The sequence below is a fragment of the Methylobacterium sp. Leaf113 genome (assembly GCF_001423325.1).
In the GTDB taxonomy this organism is placed as follows: domain Bacteria; phylum Pseudomonadota; class Alphaproteobacteria; order Rhizobiales; family Beijerinckiaceae; genus Methylobacterium.
Genome location: NZ_LMNJ01000020.1, coordinates 1 through 16,559, shown reverse-complemented (window position 1 = coordinate 16,559; position 16,559 = coordinate 1). Strand labels below are relative to the sequence as shown.

Genomic DNA, 16,559 nt, shown 5'->3' with positions numbered 1-16,559 from the left:
CCAGCACTCGGCCCCAGCTGTTGCGAGCGGGGCTCCGGCCCTCAGAGGATGCCTTCGATCAGCTCGAGCTGCTGCGCCTCGGTGGCCTCGATGTACCAGTTCTCGGGAGCGCGCCGCAGGACCTCGTCCAGGGACACGCGCGAACCGGCGACGAGGTTGGCGAAGCCCTCGTTCTGGATCTCGATCGAGCACTCGATCTCGTGCAGAGCAGCCTTCACGGAGGCGATGCAGGTGGTCAGGGGGCCGTTGAGCACCACCTGCTTGTCGAGCTTGCGTTCATGGACCATCAGCCGCGTGCCGCGCGTGAGGAAGCGGTTCGGCCTGGCGAAGAAGCTCATGAAGGTGGTCCCGGCCGAGTAGATCGCCGCCTTGCCGAGGAACACGAAGCGCCGGTCGGTCATCACGCCGCTCTTGAAGCGGATGTCCTCGCCCATCATCCGCGCGACCTCGGGGTCGCCCCCGAGGGTGGTGAGCTCGACGACCACGAGGTCGCGCCCGTCGATCGCATCGAGCTGGCTCCGGAAATCCCGGTACATGTCGTGGTCGACCGGCCCTGACAGCAGGATGGCCGGCGCGTCGAACGCGGATGCGGGCAGAGGGCTGGTATCCATGGTGCGGCTCCTGTCGCGACCCATCACGGGTCCGTGACAGCGAGAACGCAAATCCCCGGCCCGGGATCGGTTCCCCAGCCGGCCTCAACGTTTCTTAACCGTTCCGTCGGTATGTCGAAGCTGCTTCGCACTTCGGTTAACCCACGAGTTCGCCCCGATGAGCCACCACACGGAAACGCTCGTGATCGGCGCGGGACCGGCCGGCCTGACCGCCGCCTACCTGCTGGCGAAGGCGGGCCGCTCCGTCACGGTCCTGGAGAAGGACCCGGTGCAGGTCGGCGGCATCAGCCGCACCGTCGCGCATAACGGCTACCTGTTCGACATCGGCGGCCATCGCTTCTTCTCCAAGTCGAAGGCGGTGGTCGATCTCTGGGACGAGCTGCTGCCGGACGACTTCATCGAGCGGCCGCGCCTGTCGCGGATCTTCTACAAGGGCAAGTACTACGCCTACCCGCTGAAGGCCTTCGAAGCGCTGCGCAATCTCGGACTCCTCGAGAGCACGGCCTGCGTCGCCTCGTATCTCTATGCCCGGGCCCGGCCGATCGCGGAGCCGAAGAGCTTTCACGACTGGGTCCGCAACCGCTTCGGCGAGCGCCTGTTCTCGATCTTCTTCAAGACCTACACCGAGAAGGTCTGGGGCATGTCCTGTGACGCCATCTCGGCGGACTGGGCGGCCCAGCGCATCAACGGCCTCGATCTCGGCGCGGCGATCCGCGATGCGCTGGTGCGCTCGCTCGGCCTGCGCAAGGCCCCGCGCGCCGGCGAACCGGTGATCAAGACGCTGATCGAATCGTTCCGGTATCCCCGGAAGGGACCGGGCATGATGTGGGAGGCGGCGGCCGCAAAGATCGCCGCCGGGGGCGGCACGCTGCGCCTCGACCGGGGTGTCGACGGCCTGCACTACGAGGCGCGGACCGGGCTCTGGACCGTGACGGCCAAGGGTGCGGACGGCACCCGCGAGACCTTCACGGCCCGCAACGTCGTTTCCTCCGCGCCCTTGCGCGAACTCGTCGGGTCGATCTCGCCCACGCCGATCAGCACCTTCCAGGCGCGGGCTCTGCAGTACCGCGACTTCCTCACGGTAGCGCTGATCGCACGCACGGACCGGAACTTCCCGGACAACTGGATCTACATCCACGATCCGTCGGTGCAGGTCGGGCGGGTGCAGAACTTCCGTTCCTGGTCGCCCGAGATGGTGCCGGACGCGGACCATACCTGCCTCGGGCTCGAGTATTTCTGCTTCGAGGGTGACGGCCTGTGGACCGCGTCCGACGCGGACCTGATCGCCCTGGCCAAGCGCGAGATCGGTCAGATCGGGCTGATCCGCTCCGAGGACGTGGTCGATGCCTGCGTGGTGCGGCAGCCCAAGGCCTATCCGGTCTACGACGAGGACTACAAAGCTCACGTCGCCACCATCCGGCGCGACCTCGAGCATGCCTATCCGACCCTGCACCTCGTCGGGCGCAACGGCATGCACAAGTACAACAACCAGGACCACGCGATGATGACCGCGATGCTCACGGTCGAGAACATCCTCGCGGGAGAGCGCCGCTACGATCCGTGGTGCGTGAACGAGGACGCGGAATACACCGAGGCGGGCGTCTCGGGGGCGCAGGACGCGCTGGCGAGCGAGCGCCTGGTTCCGCGCCGCGCGGCCTGACGGCGATGGCGCAGGCCGCGACACCGGACCCTGCGGCGGCCGCGGACCCGGCGCGAGGATGGGGCGGGCGCTGGGCGCAGGCTGCAGCGCGCTCCGCCTGGCCTGTCCTCGGGGCGGCGGGCCTCTACCTGCTGATGCATCCCTACGGCGGCATCGAAGGAGATGCGCGCATCTATGTCGGGCGGGCGCTCGCGGATCTCGATCCGGACGGGGTCGGACGCGACCTCATGTTCGCCCTCGACGGACAGTCGCGCTTCAGCCTGTTCCCGATCGTCCTCCGGGCGCTGGTGCAACGCCTCGGCCCGGACGCCGCGGCCCTGGCCGTCAGCGTCGCGGGCCTGTTCGCCTGGTTCTGCGCGGCGGCCTTCCTCGCGGGCGCCATCGCGGCGGATCGGCGCCGCTGGGGCATCCTGATTGCCCTGGTGGTGCTTCCCGCCTCGTACGGCCATCCGGGCATCTTCCGCATCGGGGAGGCGCTGGCGACGCCGCGGACCCTGGCGGAAGCGGCAGTCCTGGCGGGCTTGGCGTCCCAGCTCTCGGGCCGGTTCTGGTCGGCCGCCCTTCTCATGCTGGTCGCATGCCTGATCCACCCGATCATGGGACTCGCTGGCTTAGGGGTGCTCAGCATCGTCCTGGTGGCGGAGGATCGGCGATGGCTGGCGCTCCCGGCCACCGCGCTGCCCGCGATCGTGCTCGCCGCCTATCTTAGTCTGCCGCTGTTCGGGCGATTGCTGCAGCCCATCGATCCCCAGTACCTGAGCATCCTGCGCCAGCGATGCTCCGATCTCTTCCCCCTGCTCTGGTCGACGCAGGCCTGGGCGTCTCCGCTGGTGCAGGCCGCCTCGATCCTGATCGCCGGGGCCCTCGTGCCGCGGCCGGTCCGCCGGGTTCTGTACGCCGCACTCCTGGCCGGCCTCTGCGGCGTCGCGGCGAACATCGTCTTCGAGGAGTTTGGATCGTCGCTCCTGGTGATCCAGGCTCAGCCCTGGCGTCTCCTTTGGGTCACCTCGGTCGTTGGTGCCGCCGCCCTCGGGCTCTGCGTCACCACGCTGCCGCGGGGAGGCGCGGGAGACCGGATGACCCTCGCGCTGCTGGTTCTGGGCTGGGTGTATTCCGACGATCCTCTGATTGCCGGCGGCGCGGGCACCCTCGCGCTCGCCGTTCACGCGGCCGTCCGCCGCCGCTGGATCGGACCCTCACGCGCCCTGATGCTGGCGACCGTCTGGCTGGTCGGCGCGCTCGTTGCCTGCCGCGCCGTGCTGGAAGCCGTCGCCCTGGGTTGGCTGGTCACCCGCCTGCCCCCGGGTGCCTATCTCGAACTCAGTCTCATCCGGAACTTCGGGCTGGCGGCGCCGCTCGCCCTCACCGCCGGCCTCGCCTGGATCGACATGGCGCGAAGCCGACCCGCGCGGATAATTCTCGGGTTGATGCTCACCCTGACGCTCGTGAACTTTTGGGATGAGCGCGCGCCGGTCTTCGGACGGACCGAGGACCGGGGCGCGCGGTCGGATCTGATCCGGGCGGTCGCGGGCCGCCCCGGCGAGGTGCTCTGGCTCGACAGCGGCGCCGAGACCTGGCTGGTGCTCGGACGTCCGAACTGGATCAACACGCTTCAGGGCGCCAGCATCGTGTTCTCGCGCCCCCTCGCCATGGCGTGGTCGGAACGAATGGGCCGACTGATCGCCCTCGGTCTTGCCACCGAGGCCAACCGCGTGCCGTTCGCGCCCCCCGTCCCGCCGCGCGCGCCCGATCTGCCGGTCGGCGCGGTCGAGACCCTGTGCGCGGCACCCGACGCACCGGCCTGGATCGTCCTGCCGCTGCGCGACGGCCAGGTCCCGCCCGATGGGGGCCGCGTGTTTCCGCTTCATCGTCCCTCGGTGAACGCCATACCGGCCGTCGACGGCCTTTCGTGGAACGGCACGGTCGCCTACGGGCTGCTGCCCTGCCGGACCTGACGTCACGGCTCGGGCAGGTTTCAGCGGCTCCAAACCCGTTGCGCCCCTCTCCTGTCAGTCGAGACGCAGGAGCATGAGCCCGATCAGGGCCGCGATTGGAATCGCGAGACACCCGAACGACCAGGCGGCCACCCCGAAGGCGCCCGCCAGCGCCCCGATGGCGAAGGCCAGCACCGCGGGCACCATCCGGCGCAGGCGCCCCCGCGCCGGGCCGTCCGGCGGAACGGCGCCCCGCGCCCAATCCACGAGGTCGATGACCGCCTGGGTGACGTTGACGGTCATCACCGTCGTGGCGGCGAGATGGGCGAGGCCGAGCCGGCCGATGGCGTTCTGGACGCCCATCGCGGCGACTCCCAGCATCCCGACCGTGACCGCCGCCGCGCCGTCGGGCGAGCCGAGGGGCGACAGGGCGAGGCCCATCACGGCGAATCCGGCGAGCAGCACGATTTCCAGGGCGAGGAGCCAGCGCAGGGGCGCCGCCCCGCGGCGCTCCAGCGCCAGGGCGAGCAACCGCGTCACCGCGACCGCGATGACGAAGGCCGGCAGGGCGAGCAGCTTGGCCACCACCCCGACCGAGGTCGACACCAGTTCGGCGCCCAGCAGCACGAAGTTCCCGGTCACATGGGCCGTGAACAGGCCCGCGAGGGCGATGAAGGCCGCTGCATCGACGAACCCCGCCACGAAGGCAAGCCCGATCCCCGCGGCCAGATCCGGATCGACGCCACGCGGCTTCGAAGAGGGGCGGACTTGCGCGGAGCCGCTCGCGCTGGGTGGGCGTGTCGGTGTCATCGCTGCCGTCTGATTGATCGCGCATTGCGAGGGATGGCCGGTTCTGGCCGAAAGTGCCGGTCAACGGAAGCATCCGTCCTCCATCGGACCGTATCCGGGCAGGCGACCTCCGCGCGAGGACGACGGAAGATGACCGGAGATCTGATGCGTCGACCCCGAAGCGCGAAATCTTATGAAAGCTCGTCTCGTCCTGAACCGCGGGCGGAGCTGTTCGTTGTGATGTCATGACGAATTCCACATCCGAAGTCTCGCCTGCCACTGCCCAGATCGCGGAGGCCCGCCACCGCGAACTCGCGATGGAGCACCTCCTGTTCGGGACGATCCGTTTCCTGGCCCAGGCCCATCCCGACCTGCTGACGAACCTGGATTCCAGCCTCGATCACCTCTGGGACAAGGCCGACGACGACACCCGGGACGACGAGGCCGTGCGGGAGGTGGCGCGCCGCTTCCTGAAGAGCGTGCACGCCGAGCGCTGACGGTCGGCCCGCCCTGTCCTGGCCGACGCGGCACAATGTCAACGAGGAGGGTGTTATGACGAAGACCCAACTTCTCTCGCAGTTATCGCCTTCTCAGTCCTCACTCTCGCAGTCCCCGCCCTCGCACGGGTCGCGCGCCCTCGCTCTCGCGACGGCGGCGGCAATGCTGGCACTCGGCTTGAGCGGAGTTGCCATGGCCCGCGGCGGCGGCGGAAGCGGCGGCGACGGCCTGTCGCCCTACGCGGCGCTCAGCGGCAACGACCGCTCCGCCGGGGTGAACAACGGCAATTATCGCTCGCCGGCCCTCGACCCGTATCTCGGGGCCTACGAAGATCGCTACGATCGGCCGGTGCGGGGACGCGTCCGTCCGAGCCGGCAGCCCTATTACGGCACGCCGTACTGACGCGCAGCGGCCGGGCGTGACTTTCTGGGGCATGCCCCCGAGCATGATCCCGTTCAGCCGTGCGGATATCGCGTGCGCTGCGCGCTGAACCTCCGCGTGGGCGGGGCCGGTTGTCCCGGTTGAACCGGACGAGGAAGCCCGTCGAATGAGCATCGGCGCCACCCACAACCTTCTCATCCGGTCGCTGCCGGAGGAGGAGCGCGCCCGGATGCTTCCCCTGTTCGAGCGCATCGAGGTCCGGAAAGGCGAACGCCTGATCAACGAGGGCGACCGGATGGCGTTCTCCTACTTCCCGGAGGACGGGCTGTCGTCGAACCTGACCACGGCCAACGGGAGCCGCCGGCTGGAGGTCGGCTGCTTCGGCTACGAGGCGATGATCAGCACCGCCGTGTTCCTCGGGTCCGAGCGCACCCCCCATGAGATCGTCGTCCAGGTCGGCGGCCCCTGGCTGCGCATCGACGCCGCGTGCCTCCGCGACGCCTTCGAGACCCTGCCGGGCCTGCGACGCGTGCTGTTGCGCTACGCGCACGTCTTCATCATGACCCTCAGCCAGACGGCCCTGTCGAACGGCGTCTGCTCGATCGAGGAGCGCCTGGCCCGCTGGCTTCTCATGGCGCAGGATCGGCTGAGCACCGCCGATTTGGCCCTGACGCACGAGTTCCTGGGCGTGATGCTCGGGACGCAGCGCTCCGGCGTGACCCTGGCGATCCAGGCCCTCGAGGGGGTCGGCATGATCCGGGCCCGGCGCGGGCGGATCACCATCCTCGACCGGGACCGGCTCGTCGCACATGCGGGGGACAGCTATGGGCCCGCCGAGGCCGAGTATGACCGCCTGATCGCTCCGTTCCGACGGCCTGCCGCGCCCTCCCGGTCAGGCCGTCTCGGTTGACCCGCTCGGTTGACCCGCTTCGCCGCTCCGGTCAGGGCCGGCGCCGCCGGACCTACAGGCTCTCGGGCAGGGTTGCGGGCAGGATTGCAGGCCGGTCATAGGCCAAGGCTTCGGAGGTGATGCGGTTGACGAGAGCGTCACGGCGCGCCTGCCGGAGCACGATGCGGGCGGCGGCGCGGGCATTGGCCGCCCGCACGCCCGCGTTCGGACTGCCATCCCGGAGCGCCTTCCAGGCAACGGCCCGGAACCAGTTCGCATTGCCGATGGCGATGGCGCGCCGACGAGCCAGGCCCGTCAACTCCGTCGCGTCAGGGGGCATCGAAAGAGACGGTATCAGTAGCGACATTGTGCCGATCCTGGCCAGCTTGCCTGCTTGTCCACGATTGGGACAAAAATTGATATCACCTTTGCGAATAAGCAATATCGGCACCGGATCGTTACGGCCGAAACTGTCCAGATCCATGTCAGCCGTCGCACTCGGAGACATCGGCGCGGACCACGCCCGTTCCCATTGGGCGCGGTGGGAGCAGACGCGACGGCCATCGACCCGCGCTACGACACCAGACGTCTGGACGCCCGCGTTGCCATCCCCATCCCGCTCATCTGACGCCGCCTGGTCGACCGCGGTTGAACCCCCGGGCCGGCAGCGACCATGAAGGGTCATCCCGTCGCCTCGCTCCCGTCCGGGGCTGGCCCCGTTCGCGGCCGGTCGCGAAGCTTCGACAGACCCGACGATTTCGATCGGGCAACCGCGATCGTCCCATCGCCCAGTCTCAGGAACGCGATCCCGTTCGCCCGCAGGGTATCGAGCGCGATGGTCCGAGATTGCCCGTTGACCGTATCCACATGCTGCTCGAGGCGCTTAATGGTCGACAGCGACAGGCTGCTCCGGCTGGCAAGATCGGACATCGCCCAGCCGAGCATCGCCCGGGCGGCACGCAGGTGCACTCCCGTGACATCCCCATCGACCTCGTCGTCCCCCATCGCGGACGAGAGCGGTGGCGAGGGCGCGAGCGTCTCGCTCAAGGCCGAGAGTACCATTCCGCCCAGGCGCCATTGCAGAGCCAGTTGGGCGTCGGACTGGGCGTCGAACCGAGTATCGGGTCGAACAGCGGAGGCCTCCGATCCGACCGGCGAAAGCGAGACGCGCGCGGCATTCGGGATTTCGATGCCCCGGGCCGCTTCCGGCATCGACGCATCGGCCTCCGGACGAACCCGGGGGCGCGCAGGGCCGCGAAGAACCGGAAAGTCCGATGGCTCCCGAGGTCGCCGATCGACAACGAAACCGGAACTGAAGGTTGCACTTGCTTCGAGACTCAAGTTTCTACTCACAGGAAGAGATAACACGCTTCGATTTTCTGTGCCGAAACTTACCCTCCGTCAATTTTGCGTAATATTGATCAACCAATGCGCTTTCCTGATAGGATCGCTCCGCAACACTTTTATCCATCTCGGACCCCACCCGCTCTCGTGGGACTGCGCCGACCGGTGGCGTGACGGTCCGGCCCTGCCGCTCAGACGCGCGAGAGTCTGTCAGCTTCATTCTGAACCAGCCAGACTCTCGTGTCCTTCGTTTTCGTTTGTCTTGTTGGGATAACCGGTTTCCACCAATCCCTGACAAATTCTAGCAGTTGTAATCACCGGGTTTGATGGTGCACTCTTCACGTCGGAGTGGAGGGACGCGCCATGGGCCAGGTTCTTCACGGCAGCGCCACACCGACGGAGGCGGTCCGTCGAGCGAACCAGCATCGTCAAGCGAGCTTGAGGGCACTCTCGAAGCGCTACGGGATCAACCCAAAGACGGTCGCCAAGTCGAAGAAGCGGACCTCGGTCGCCGACCCGCGCACGGGACCGAAGGATCCGCGCTCGACGGTGCTGTCACCCGAGGATGAAGCGATCGTCGTCGCCTTTCGTCGTCACACACTCCTGCCGCTCGACGCCAGCCTCTACGCACTTCAGGCCACGATCCTACTGACCCGCTCGTCGCTGCGTCGTTGCTTGCAGCGCCACGGAATCAGCCGGTTGCCCGAAGTCGCGGGCGACAAGCCCAAGCGGTCGCGCTTCAAGGCCTACCCGCTCGGTGACTTCCACATCGATCTGGCCGAGGTCCACACGGCGGAAGGGCGGCTCTACCTACTTGTCGCCATCGACCGTACGACCCAGTCCGCCTTCGTCGAGTTGCACGAGAAGGCGATCCGGCAACGTTGCCTCGGCCGCCTCCATCATCAAGGTGGCGATCGAGGCCGGAGAGACCTTCCGAGCCCACAGCTTCGAGTCCGCCTGCGCCCGAAACGATATCGACCATCGCCTGACCAAGCCGCGCCACCCCTGGACCAACGGTCAGGTCGAGCGAATGAACCGCACGATCAAGGACACGGCGGTCAAGGACGCGAGCTTGGAGAAGCTGATCCTGAAGGAGGCTGCCTCGAGAGACTTCTGAGTCGGGCTCGCCGCCGGGCCTGTGTCGACTACGTCGTTGCCGAGCACGGTGTGTCTGCCTACAAAAGCGCTACAAAGCACCTCACGAGTGCCAAGCCAAATATCTGATATTACTGTTAGAATTTAAATGGCGGAGAGGGGGGGATTCGAACCCCCGATGCCCTTGCAGGCATGCCGCATTTCGAGTGCGGTGCATTCAACCGCTCTGCCACCTCTCCGCGAAGGCGCCTCGATGAGACGAGGGGTGACTAGCACGAGTGCTTCGGGTTTCACAAGCGGCGGATCGGGTCGGCGGCGCTTTGCGAGACGGCGCGACGGATTTCGCGTGCGGGGGATCGGTGTGACCGGGCAGAGACAGGGGAGCCCGGCCGCTCCGGCGCGGCGAAGCGCGCCGTCCGGGGCGAAGCGCAACCGTCTGGAGGGCGTGCGGTCGGAGGGACGCACCCGGTCTGCGGCCCCGGCCGCCAGCAGGCTCCAGGGCCATGCGGGAAAGGATTCGTCCGTGCGGCGAAACAGCCATATACTGGAGGGACCTGGCTCCGCTATCGTCGCTTCTTCGCCGGGGCGCGCGATGGTTCTGATCCGGGGTCGTCGCCGTGACGGATTCCGGCGCTTCGCCAACCCGAGCCTGGAGGCCCGAAACTCCCGGTGGTCGGAACCTCCAATGACCGGGACTTTCAGAAACTGGGACTTTCAGAAACTGGGACTTTCGGTAGCCGGGACTTTCGGTAGCATGGCGTGCATGATGAACGTTCCCCGCGAGACGACAGCGCCACTCACCGATCCGCTGCTCCTCGACAACCAGCTCTGCTATGCCCTCTACGCGGCCGCCCACCGGATGACGAAGTCGTACCGGCCGATGCTGGAGCGCATGGGCCTGACCTACCCGCAATATCTCGTGCTGCTGGTGTTGTGGGAGACGGACGGCATCACCGTCTCGGAGATCGGACGGCGCCTGCGCCTCGATTCCGGCACGCTGACTCCGGTGCTGAAGCGTCTGGAAGCGGCGGGGTTCCTGGTGCGGAACCGGCGGCGCTCGGACGAACGCGAGGTCGAGATCGCCCTGACGCCGCGCGGCCAGGCCTTGCGCACCGAAGCCGCAGCCGTGCGGGAATCGGTGATGTGCCAGCTCAACATGTCGGAGCCCGAGGTCCAGGCCATGCGCGCCGACCTCAACGCGCTCATCGCCAATCTCAGCGTCGGCGGGTGATGCGCGGCACCATGGGCCAGACCCGAAACTTTGCCGGTTAAGTTCTTCTTGCCGGGTCGCCGGAAACCCCGCTATGCCGCAGGACATCCTGCCGGCTGCGGCGCGCTGCGGACAGGCCCTTCTTCTCACCTTTGCGGGACCCTGCCGATCGTGAATGCTCAACCGACGGTTCTGCGCACGAGGCTTCCGCGAACCGGATTTTTGCGAACCGCTCCGCCTTGGGCCCGAGCGCTTCGCCTCCACGCCCACGGGGGAACGCAGGGTCGAGCGGTTCGGCATCGACGGACCAAGGGCGAACTCGCGGTTGCGTTCGGCGTTTCCCAGCCATGAGTGTGCATGGGGGAGACGCGGACATTGACCCGCGCCGGCAGGTCGGCGCGCTGCCGTTCAGGCGGATGCCGGATGGCGGCTACATGATCATGCTGATCACCTCCCGCGAGAGCCGCCGCTGGGTGATCCCGAAGGGCTGGCCGATGAAGGGGCGCAAGCCCTACGATGCCGCCGCGCGCGAGGCCTACGAGGAGGCCGGCCTCCTCGGCACCATCGGCAAGCGCCCCCTCGGCTTCTACCTCTACGAGAAGCGCCTGAAGAGCCGCGACGCGGTCCTGTGTCAGGTGAAGGTATTTCCCCTGGAGGTCCGCAAGCAGCTCAAGCACTGGCCCGAGCGGCACCAGCGCGAGGATCGCTGGTTCACGCCGTCCGAGGCGGCCGAGGCCGTGGCGGAGGCCGGTCTGGCGGCGATCATCCGCGCGGCCTGCAAACGCGAAACCGGCGCCCTCGCCTGACGGCGACGCAAGGCCGGATGCGGATTCGAATGCGAACGCGCGAGAAACCGACAAGATTCGCCGCGATGCGATTGCCAAGGGCATGATGATCGGCTAATTGCCCGTCCGTCCGGTTCGCACGGCCTTCGCCGCAACCCAGGACGTTTCGCTGCTGTAGCTCAGTGGTAGAGCACCTCATTGGTAATGAGGAGGTCGACAGTTCAATCCTGTCCAGCAGCACCACCTTTCCCTTATCGAAGCAAGACCTTGGAGACGGTGGTGCCGGCCGCTGGCCGATCCTTCGCTGTCGTGGGGAAGGCCCTTCCGAACGCGCGAGAGATTTCGAACGCGCGAGAGATCCGCCTGCATCAACCGGCGCATGCCGCACAGGGTCTTGCCGTCGATGTCTCCGGAACGGTCTTCCGCGCCGACAATCGCCGACGGAGCGGACGCCGCGCCCGCCAGGGTGTAGGGTCGGATGTGGCCGCGAACCGGTGGTCCTGGAGCAAACCGATGAACCGCGCCGTCCTCTCGTTGGCAGCCATCGGCCTCTTCATGGCGGCGCCTGCAGATGCGCAGAGCCTTCAGCCTGGGTCCGACAGCCCGCGCGAGGCGCCGCGCACGAAGCGCGAGCGGGATCTCGATCTGGAGGCGAAGCCGCGGGGGCAGCGGGAGCTGTCGGCGCCCGACAAGGACGGGTACTCGACCGAGGAACCCGATGACGACAGCGAAGACAGCGATCTCGGCGAGGCCCTTCGCGGCGCCGAGCCCTCGAAGCCGCAGCCTCGGTGATCGGCGCCACCGTCATGCGCTTGCTTGCCCTCGCCACAACGCTGATCGTCGCGCCCACCGCCGATGCCCGCGCTGAGCCGGCCTCGACCCTGGATGGGCTGTGGCAGCGGCTCGGCTCCTGTGCGCAATCGGTGGGTGGCCCTGCGGGGTCGGCCGGCTCGGAAGTCACGGTCCTGTTCAGCATCAAGCGGGACGGGAGCCTGCAGGGGCAGCCGCGGATTACTCACGCGAACCTGAAAGGTGATGTCGCTGCGCAAAAGGAGTTCCTCTCCGAAGCGCTCAAGGGCATTGCCGGCTGCTTCCCGCTCGCGATCACGGACGGCCTCGGCGGTGCCGTCGCAGGCCGCCCGCTGCGTCTCCGGGTGATCAACCGTGCACGGGAGCGGGGCGCCTGATCACGGCCAACACTGAGCTGGCATGCATCAGCTGCATCTCTCATGTCGAAAAATCCCGCTCCTTCAGCCCGATGAGAGAGCAGTTCGGCACCGATCAAGCGATCTTCGCTCAGAGTACGGGTCTCGTGAACTCCGTTGCTGAGAAGACGGTTCCACGAAGCTGCGTACTTTTATTGTTTCTACTTTATGAGAATCGATGACAATTGCGTCTCGCGAGGCATCACCTTGCGAGCGGCCTTTTTATGCGTTAGGTGCAGTGCAGCAAGAAATTGTTAACCAGCTCCCCCCCAGCCTGTGAGAGGGTCTGAGACCATGCTGCGAAACGAAAATGCTCTCACCCCTCATTTTGCATCTCAGCATCGGAACGAGCAGTTGAACGTAGCGGTCCTAACACGTGATACGCCTGTCGGAGAGGCTCGCCGCTTGGAGCGTTTGGCCAAGCGTACCCTCGACATCACCATCGCGGGCACGGCATTCGTCCTCCTCCTGCCGCTGCTTTTTCTCATTGGGGCGCTCGTCTGGTCCGCGGATCGCAAGAGCCCGATCTTTCGGCATATGCGAATCGGACAGGGAGGCCGTCGCTTCGGCTGCCTCAAGTTTCGCTCGATGGTCACCAACGGCGATGACGTGCTGCGCGCTTATCTGGCCGTCAATCCCGCGGCACAGCGCGAGTGGGACGAGACCCACAAGCTGACCAACGACCCCCGGGTGACGCCTCTGGGCGCGGTGCTGCGCAAGACCAGCCTCGACGAACTGCCCCAGCTCATCAACGTCCTCCGCGGAGAAATGAGCCTGGTTGGCCCGCGTCCGATCGTAACCGCCGAGTTGGAGCGCTACGGCACGGCGTTCGAGACCTGCTTCTCGGTCACGCCCGGCGTGACCGGGCTCTGGCAGGTGTCAGGGCGCAGCAATTGCACCTATGCGGAGCGGGTCGCGTTGGACCTCGACTACGCCACCCGCTGGAGCTTCGCGCGCGACGTCGCCATCATGCTGCGCACGGTTCCAGCCGTACTCGCGCAGCGCGGGAGCCGCTGACCATTCCCGTGCTCCGGTGAACGATCAAGATCACGGAGCACACCGGCCTGACGCTGGGCCGGTGGAGAAACCCAGTGAAGGCCATCTTACTGAACGTGCTGCTTGGTCTTGGATTGGGGCGGCTTGGCACGATCTGGCAAGCCATCATATTTATCCCCGTCGTCGCTCTTGAGATTGCCTACAGCGCCTATTTCTACGGTCTAAGCCTTGATGGGGGCTTCAGACGTGCCGCCGCACTCATGATCTGCGCCCAGCTGGCCTTCATGCTCGGGGCGTTGCTGCGTCCACTGGGTCGCAAAAACTAAAACCTCACCCGAACACGGCCTTGAAATCCGCCGAGCAGTCCCTCAGGCACAGGCATGCGCCGTCGGTCGCTCGGCCAACGGCGTCCTGTGCCGCGGGCTGCGCCTCCCGAACACGGACGGCGCGAAGTCGCGGTTGACCGCCTTCGTGCAGGCGCCGAGGTCGCCATAGAGCGTATCGTTCGAGGAGAAGACGCGAACCCCGTCGCGCAAGCACGGCTGACGGATCTTGAACCAGGGATCGCCCCTCGCGAGCAGAGCGAAAACGGGACAAGCCCCGCGCTGGGGATTCCATCGGGGCTGACCAGGGAGGGGCTGCGCGAGAGTCTTTTGCTTTCGTTTGTCTGGTCGGGAGAACCGGTTTCCGCTGGGCCCTGACGAACTCTAGCGAAGGCGCAGAAGCCGGGCGGGCAACGGTCAACGCTTCTGCGGAGGAGCCAAAAGCTTCGGCGCTTCAGTGTTCGCGATGAATCGTCCGGGTGGTGCAGGCGATGCCGGGTCTTTCTGCCAACCGATCCGCCCCTCTGCCAAACCGAACTCCAAGAAGTGAGCGAGCGGATTGAAGCCGTTGGCTTTGACATCCGGATTGGCCGTCAGATAGCCGTCACCGCTGAAGCCGGCGCTGGGGTCGCGGCCTTCCTTCCATCCGTGCTGTAGGTAATGCTGCAGAGGCGTTCCAGGGAACTGCGCGACATCGCGATACCAGTATCGGTAGTAGACCTCATCGAAACCCGGCATCCGGCCTTCAGAGGTGTTGGAGGCCAGCTTTTGGATGAGGCGCGAGATCTTCATGGCCGAAGTCATAGCGCAGGCGGTTCGGAGGCGACAAGCGGCCCCATGCAAAACCTGCCTCGGAATGTCCTGGGCGGGCGAGCGAGGATGATGGCGCCCGGTGCCCCCCGGAAGGCTGAGGAGACGCATGGGAGCCCTTGCTGTCCGAGGCGGCGAATAGCTCTGCCCTCGCGGGTGAGCTCCGGATCGTCACCTTGTCACCTGCAATCCGGGGTCACCTGCGATCCGGGGTCACCTGCGATCCGGGGTTACCTGCGATCCGGGGTTACCTGCGATCCGGGCGACACCAACCGCGACGGCCGGGTCGTAGCCGTGTGCCGACCGGATTTGCGCCGTCCGTCGTCGCGGCAGATCGAGTCCCGGCGGCCCCAGCCCTCTCCCCCGCACCTATCCGGTCCGATTTCTGCGGTGGTCTGGTGCTTGGCGCCGGGCGCGTGTCCGGAATCGTCGAAACACGCATGCGCCTCGTGGACACGACCGACGTCGTGTCGCGCCGGGGCGGCCGACCGGCACTCGACCGCTCCGGACCTTCGGACGGCGACGCAACCGACGCCCCCTTCAGCAGAGCGGAGCCACAAGCTTCGCGAAAGCAAGATCCCTGAGAGTGCGGCACCATCTTGGGGATTGATGCCATGCTCCGAGCACCCCTCTGCCTCGCGGCGCTGATCTCGTCGATCACTCCGTCGCTGTCAGAGCCGTTGCCGAAACCGATGTTCGTCAGATTGCCGCCGCTTGCCGTCGAGGGCGACCGGGGCGGGGCGACCGTGCCTCAGACCAGAGGAGCCTTGGAGGCGGCGAACGCCAAGGCGTCCGCGCTGATGGACGCCTTCGACGGGCGCGTCGCTCGGAGCGCGCAGCAAGCGATCGCCTCGATTTGTGTCGGCTGCTCCTCCTCCGCTCGGCAGATGAAGGCTTACCCGCGACGCGTCGAAGCGACCGCGCTGCCTGAGGGACGGATTGTCGATGATCCGGCGCAGGCTCCTGCCAACTGAGCCGCCCCAAGTCCCCCGGCGCTCGGAGACGCGGTGATCAGGCGTGCGCCGTCGCCAATCCGTCGACCTGCGTGTGGCGCGACGCGGGCTGCGCATCTGAAATTTCGTCGACCGGGCCCGCCTCCCCGTCAGGCCAGCTCCGCTCCTTGGATGTTCCAGGTCGACGCCGGAGCCAAGGCCTTCAGGCGAACAGCATGCCGTCGCCGGGCGCGTGCACGGTGAAGCCCTTGCCCTCGTCGATCCAACCCGCACCGGCAGCGCCCTGGTTGATGCCGGCGGCCTCCTCGGCATTGCCGGCGAAGTGATGCTGGCCGGTCTTGGTGTTGAAGAACCGCTCCAGCGTCATCTTGATGATCTGGTCGCGCTCGCCGACGCTGGTCGTGAAGAAATGCGCGGTCGTGCCGGTGTCGAAGAACCGGAACACGTCGATGGTGTCGGCCCCCGGGGTCGGGGTCGCCCACGGGGTTCCCTCGTAGGTGAACCACGGCAGGGTCTGCAGGATCTGCGCCTTCTCAGCAGTACTGTTCGTGTAGAAGTGATCGCCCGTGCGGGTATCGAAGAACCGATAAACGGCCGTGACGTGGCTCCCCTCTGCAGCAGGGACCCCAGACATCGAAGCAAGGCCTTGTGACGGCGTTGCCGCCTGCACCGATGCGTTGGATCCTCCGGGATCGTGCCCCCCCGGCACCGGAGACGCATCCTGGATGTCCGCGACGACGCCCGGATTCCGCGCATAGGCTCGCACAGAATCGATGAGCATGTGGCCTTCGGCGGGCGTGGTGGCGTCCGTGGCCCCGGGCCACGAGCCTGCATCGCCGACGGCGAGATTCAGCAGCATGTACATCGGCTTGTTCATGTCGCTCGGCGTCGCAAGCCGGGCGACGGCGTTGTTGTCGACGTAGTAGGTGATGGTATCCGCCTGCCAGTCGACGCCGTAGGTATGGAACCCCTTCGAGGTGTCGATTCCGAAGACGGTCTGGGTCTCGGTCACATTGGGACCGCCGACCTTGGAATGGGTGCTGGCGTAGATCGTGCCCGGCTCGTCGCCGAGCACC

18 protein-coding genes, 2 tRNA genes and 1 pseudogene are annotated in these 16,559 nt (G+C 67.0%); 14 read left to right on the top strand and 7 right to left on the bottom strand.

The genetic code is table 11. The annotated features are described in order from the left end of the window. Positions 1-41 precede the first annotated feature (41 nt). Positions 42-611 carry a hypothetical protein gene (locus tag ASF60_RS13510; RefSeq protein ID WP_056185583.1) on the bottom strand — a complete coding sequence of 190 codons (570 nt, stop codon included), beginning with the start codon at positions 609-611 and terminating at the stop codon, positions 42-44. A gap of 157 nt (positions 612-768) precedes the next feature. On the opposite strand from ASF60_RS13510, the gene ASF60_RS13505 reads away from it, so the two are divergent. Together ASF60_RS13505 and ASF60_RS13500 are read left to right on the top strand one after the other, a co-directional pair. Then, positions 769-2,271, top strand: coding sequence for an NAD(P)/FAD-dependent oxidoreductase (locus ASF60_RS13505; protein ID WP_056185579.1), 1,503 nt, complete (start codon positions 769-771; stop codon positions 2,269-2,271). Positions 2,272-2,276: 5 nt separating this feature from the next. Further along, positions 2,277-4,226 (top strand): hypothetical protein, encoded by a 1,950-nt coding sequence (locus tag ASF60_RS13500; protein WP_056185574.1) that lies wholly within the window; start codon positions 2,277-2,279, stop codon positions 4,224-4,226. A 54-nt stretch (positions 4,227-4,280) separates the two neighbouring features. Here the strand turns inward: ASF60_RS13500 and ASF60_RS13495 are convergent, their stop codons facing one another. Then, positions 4,281-5,015, bottom strand: a complete 735-nt coding sequence (locus ASF60_RS13495) for a YoaK family protein (RefSeq protein ID WP_056185572.1) — start codon at positions 5,013-5,015, stop codon at positions 4,281-4,283. A 224-nt stretch (positions 5,016-5,239) separates the two neighbouring features. On the opposite strand from ASF60_RS13495, the gene ASF60_RS13490 reads away from it, so the two are divergent. The 3 genes from ASF60_RS13490 (at position 5,240) to ASF60_RS13480 (ending at position 6,783) form a co-directional block, all read left to right on the top strand. Continuing rightward, on the top strand, positions 5,240-5,491 hold the full coding sequence (locus ASF60_RS13490) for a hypothetical protein (protein ID WP_056185569.1): 252 nt from the start codon (positions 5,240-5,242) through the stop codon (positions 5,489-5,491). A gap of 55 nt (positions 5,492-5,546) precedes the next feature. After that, on the top strand, positions 5,547-5,894 hold the full coding sequence (locus ASF60_RS13485) for a hypothetical protein (RefSeq protein WP_443136760.1): 348 nt from the start codon (positions 5,547-5,549) through the stop codon (positions 5,892-5,894). 145 nt (positions 5,895-6,039) lie between these two features. Further along, a complete protein-coding gene (locus ASF60_RS13480) occupies positions 6,040-6,783 on the top strand; it encodes a Crp/Fnr family transcriptional regulator (protein ID WP_056185565.1) in 744 nt (247 codons plus the stop codon). A 52-nt stretch (positions 6,784-6,835) separates the two neighbouring features. Here the strand turns inward: ASF60_RS13480 and ASF60_RS25690 are convergent, their stop codons facing one another. Both ASF60_RS25690 and ASF60_RS13470 read right to left on the bottom strand, forming a co-directional pair. Then, entirely contained in the window at positions 6,836-7,246 is a 411-nt protein-coding gene (locus tag ASF60_RS25690) for a hypothetical protein (protein ID WP_244478422.1), read from the bottom strand. Between the two features lie 197 nt (positions 7,247-7,443). Next, positions 7,444-7,974, bottom strand: a complete 531-nt coding sequence (locus ASF60_RS13470) for a hypothetical protein (protein ID WP_056185560.1) — start codon at positions 7,972-7,974, stop codon at positions 7,444-7,446. Positions 7,975-8,469: 495 nt separating this feature from the next. Here ASF60_RS13470 and ASF60_RS23740 point away from each other — a divergent pair. Continuing rightward, positions 8,470-9,169, top strand: a pseudogene (locus ASF60_RS23740) (IS481 family transposase); the annotation flags it as partial. A 181-nt stretch (positions 9,170-9,350) separates the two neighbouring features. On the opposite strand, the gene ASF60_RS13460 reads toward ASF60_RS23740, so the two are convergent. Continuing rightward, positions 9,351-9,440, bottom strand: a tRNA-Ser gene (locus tag ASF60_RS13460). Positions 9,441-9,967: 527 nt separating this feature from the next. Between ASF60_RS13460 and ASF60_RS13455 the strand changes: the two genes are divergently transcribed. The 7 genes from ASF60_RS13455 (at position 9,968) to ASF60_RS13425 (ending at position 13,723) form a co-directional block, all read left to right on the top strand. Further along, positions 9,968-10,432 carry a MarR family winged helix-turn-helix transcriptional regulator gene (locus ASF60_RS13455; protein WP_200935818.1) on the top strand — a complete coding sequence of 155 codons (465 nt, stop codon included), beginning with the start codon at positions 9,968-9,970 and terminating at the stop codon, positions 10,430-10,432. Positions 10,433-10,758: 326 nt separating this feature from the next. Next, positions 10,759-11,217 (top strand): NUDIX hydrolase, encoded by a 459-nt coding sequence (locus ASF60_RS13450; protein WP_056185555.1) that lies wholly within the window; start codon positions 10,759-10,761, stop codon positions 11,215-11,217. 147 nt (positions 11,218-11,364) lie between these two features. Continuing rightward, positions 11,365-11,439 (top strand) — tRNA-Thr (locus tag ASF60_RS13445). Between the two features lie 270 nt (positions 11,440-11,709). After that, positions 11,710-11,988 (top strand): hypothetical protein, encoded by a 279-nt coding sequence (locus tag ASF60_RS24490; protein ID WP_156375966.1) that lies wholly within the window; start codon positions 11,710-11,712, stop codon positions 11,986-11,988. Further along, positions 11,985-12,383 carry a hypothetical protein gene (locus tag ASF60_RS13435; protein ID WP_056185550.1) on the top strand — a complete coding sequence of 133 codons (399 nt, stop codon included), beginning with the start codon at positions 11,985-11,987 and terminating at the stop codon, positions 12,381-12,383. The genes ASF60_RS24490 and ASF60_RS13435 overlap by 4 nt, the downstream gene beginning before the upstream one ends. Before the next feature lie 432 nt (positions 12,384-12,815). Continuing rightward, positions 12,816-13,418: a sugar transferase gene (locus ASF60_RS13430; protein WP_056185547.1), complete on the top strand. Its 603-nt coding sequence runs from the start codon at positions 12,816-12,818 to the stop codon at positions 13,416-13,418. Between the two features lie 74 nt (positions 13,419-13,492). Further along, positions 13,493-13,723, top strand: a complete 231-nt coding sequence (locus ASF60_RS13425) for a hypothetical protein (protein WP_056185545.1) — start codon at positions 13,493-13,495, stop codon at positions 13,721-13,723. A 414-nt stretch (positions 13,724-14,137) separates the two neighbouring features. Here the strand turns inward: ASF60_RS13425 and ASF60_RS13420 are convergent, their stop codons facing one another. After that, positions 14,138-14,512: a hypothetical protein gene (locus ASF60_RS13420; protein ID WP_082507950.1), complete on the bottom strand. Its 375-nt coding sequence runs from the start codon at positions 14,510-14,512 to the stop codon at positions 14,138-14,140. A gap of 632 nt (positions 14,513-15,144) precedes the next feature. On the opposite strand from ASF60_RS13420, the gene ASF60_RS13415 reads away from it, so the two are divergent. Continuing rightward, complete coding sequence (locus tag ASF60_RS13415) at positions 15,145-15,504, top strand: hypothetical protein (protein ID WP_056185539.1); 360 nt, start codon at positions 15,145-15,147, stop codon at positions 15,502-15,504. 181 nt (positions 15,505-15,685) lie between these two features. Here ASF60_RS13415 and ASF60_RS13410 read toward each other — a convergent pair. Then, on the bottom strand, positions 15,686-16,559 hold an 874-nt coding region (locus tag ASF60_RS13410), incomplete at its 5' end, for a family 16 glycosylhydrolase (RefSeq protein WP_156634089.1).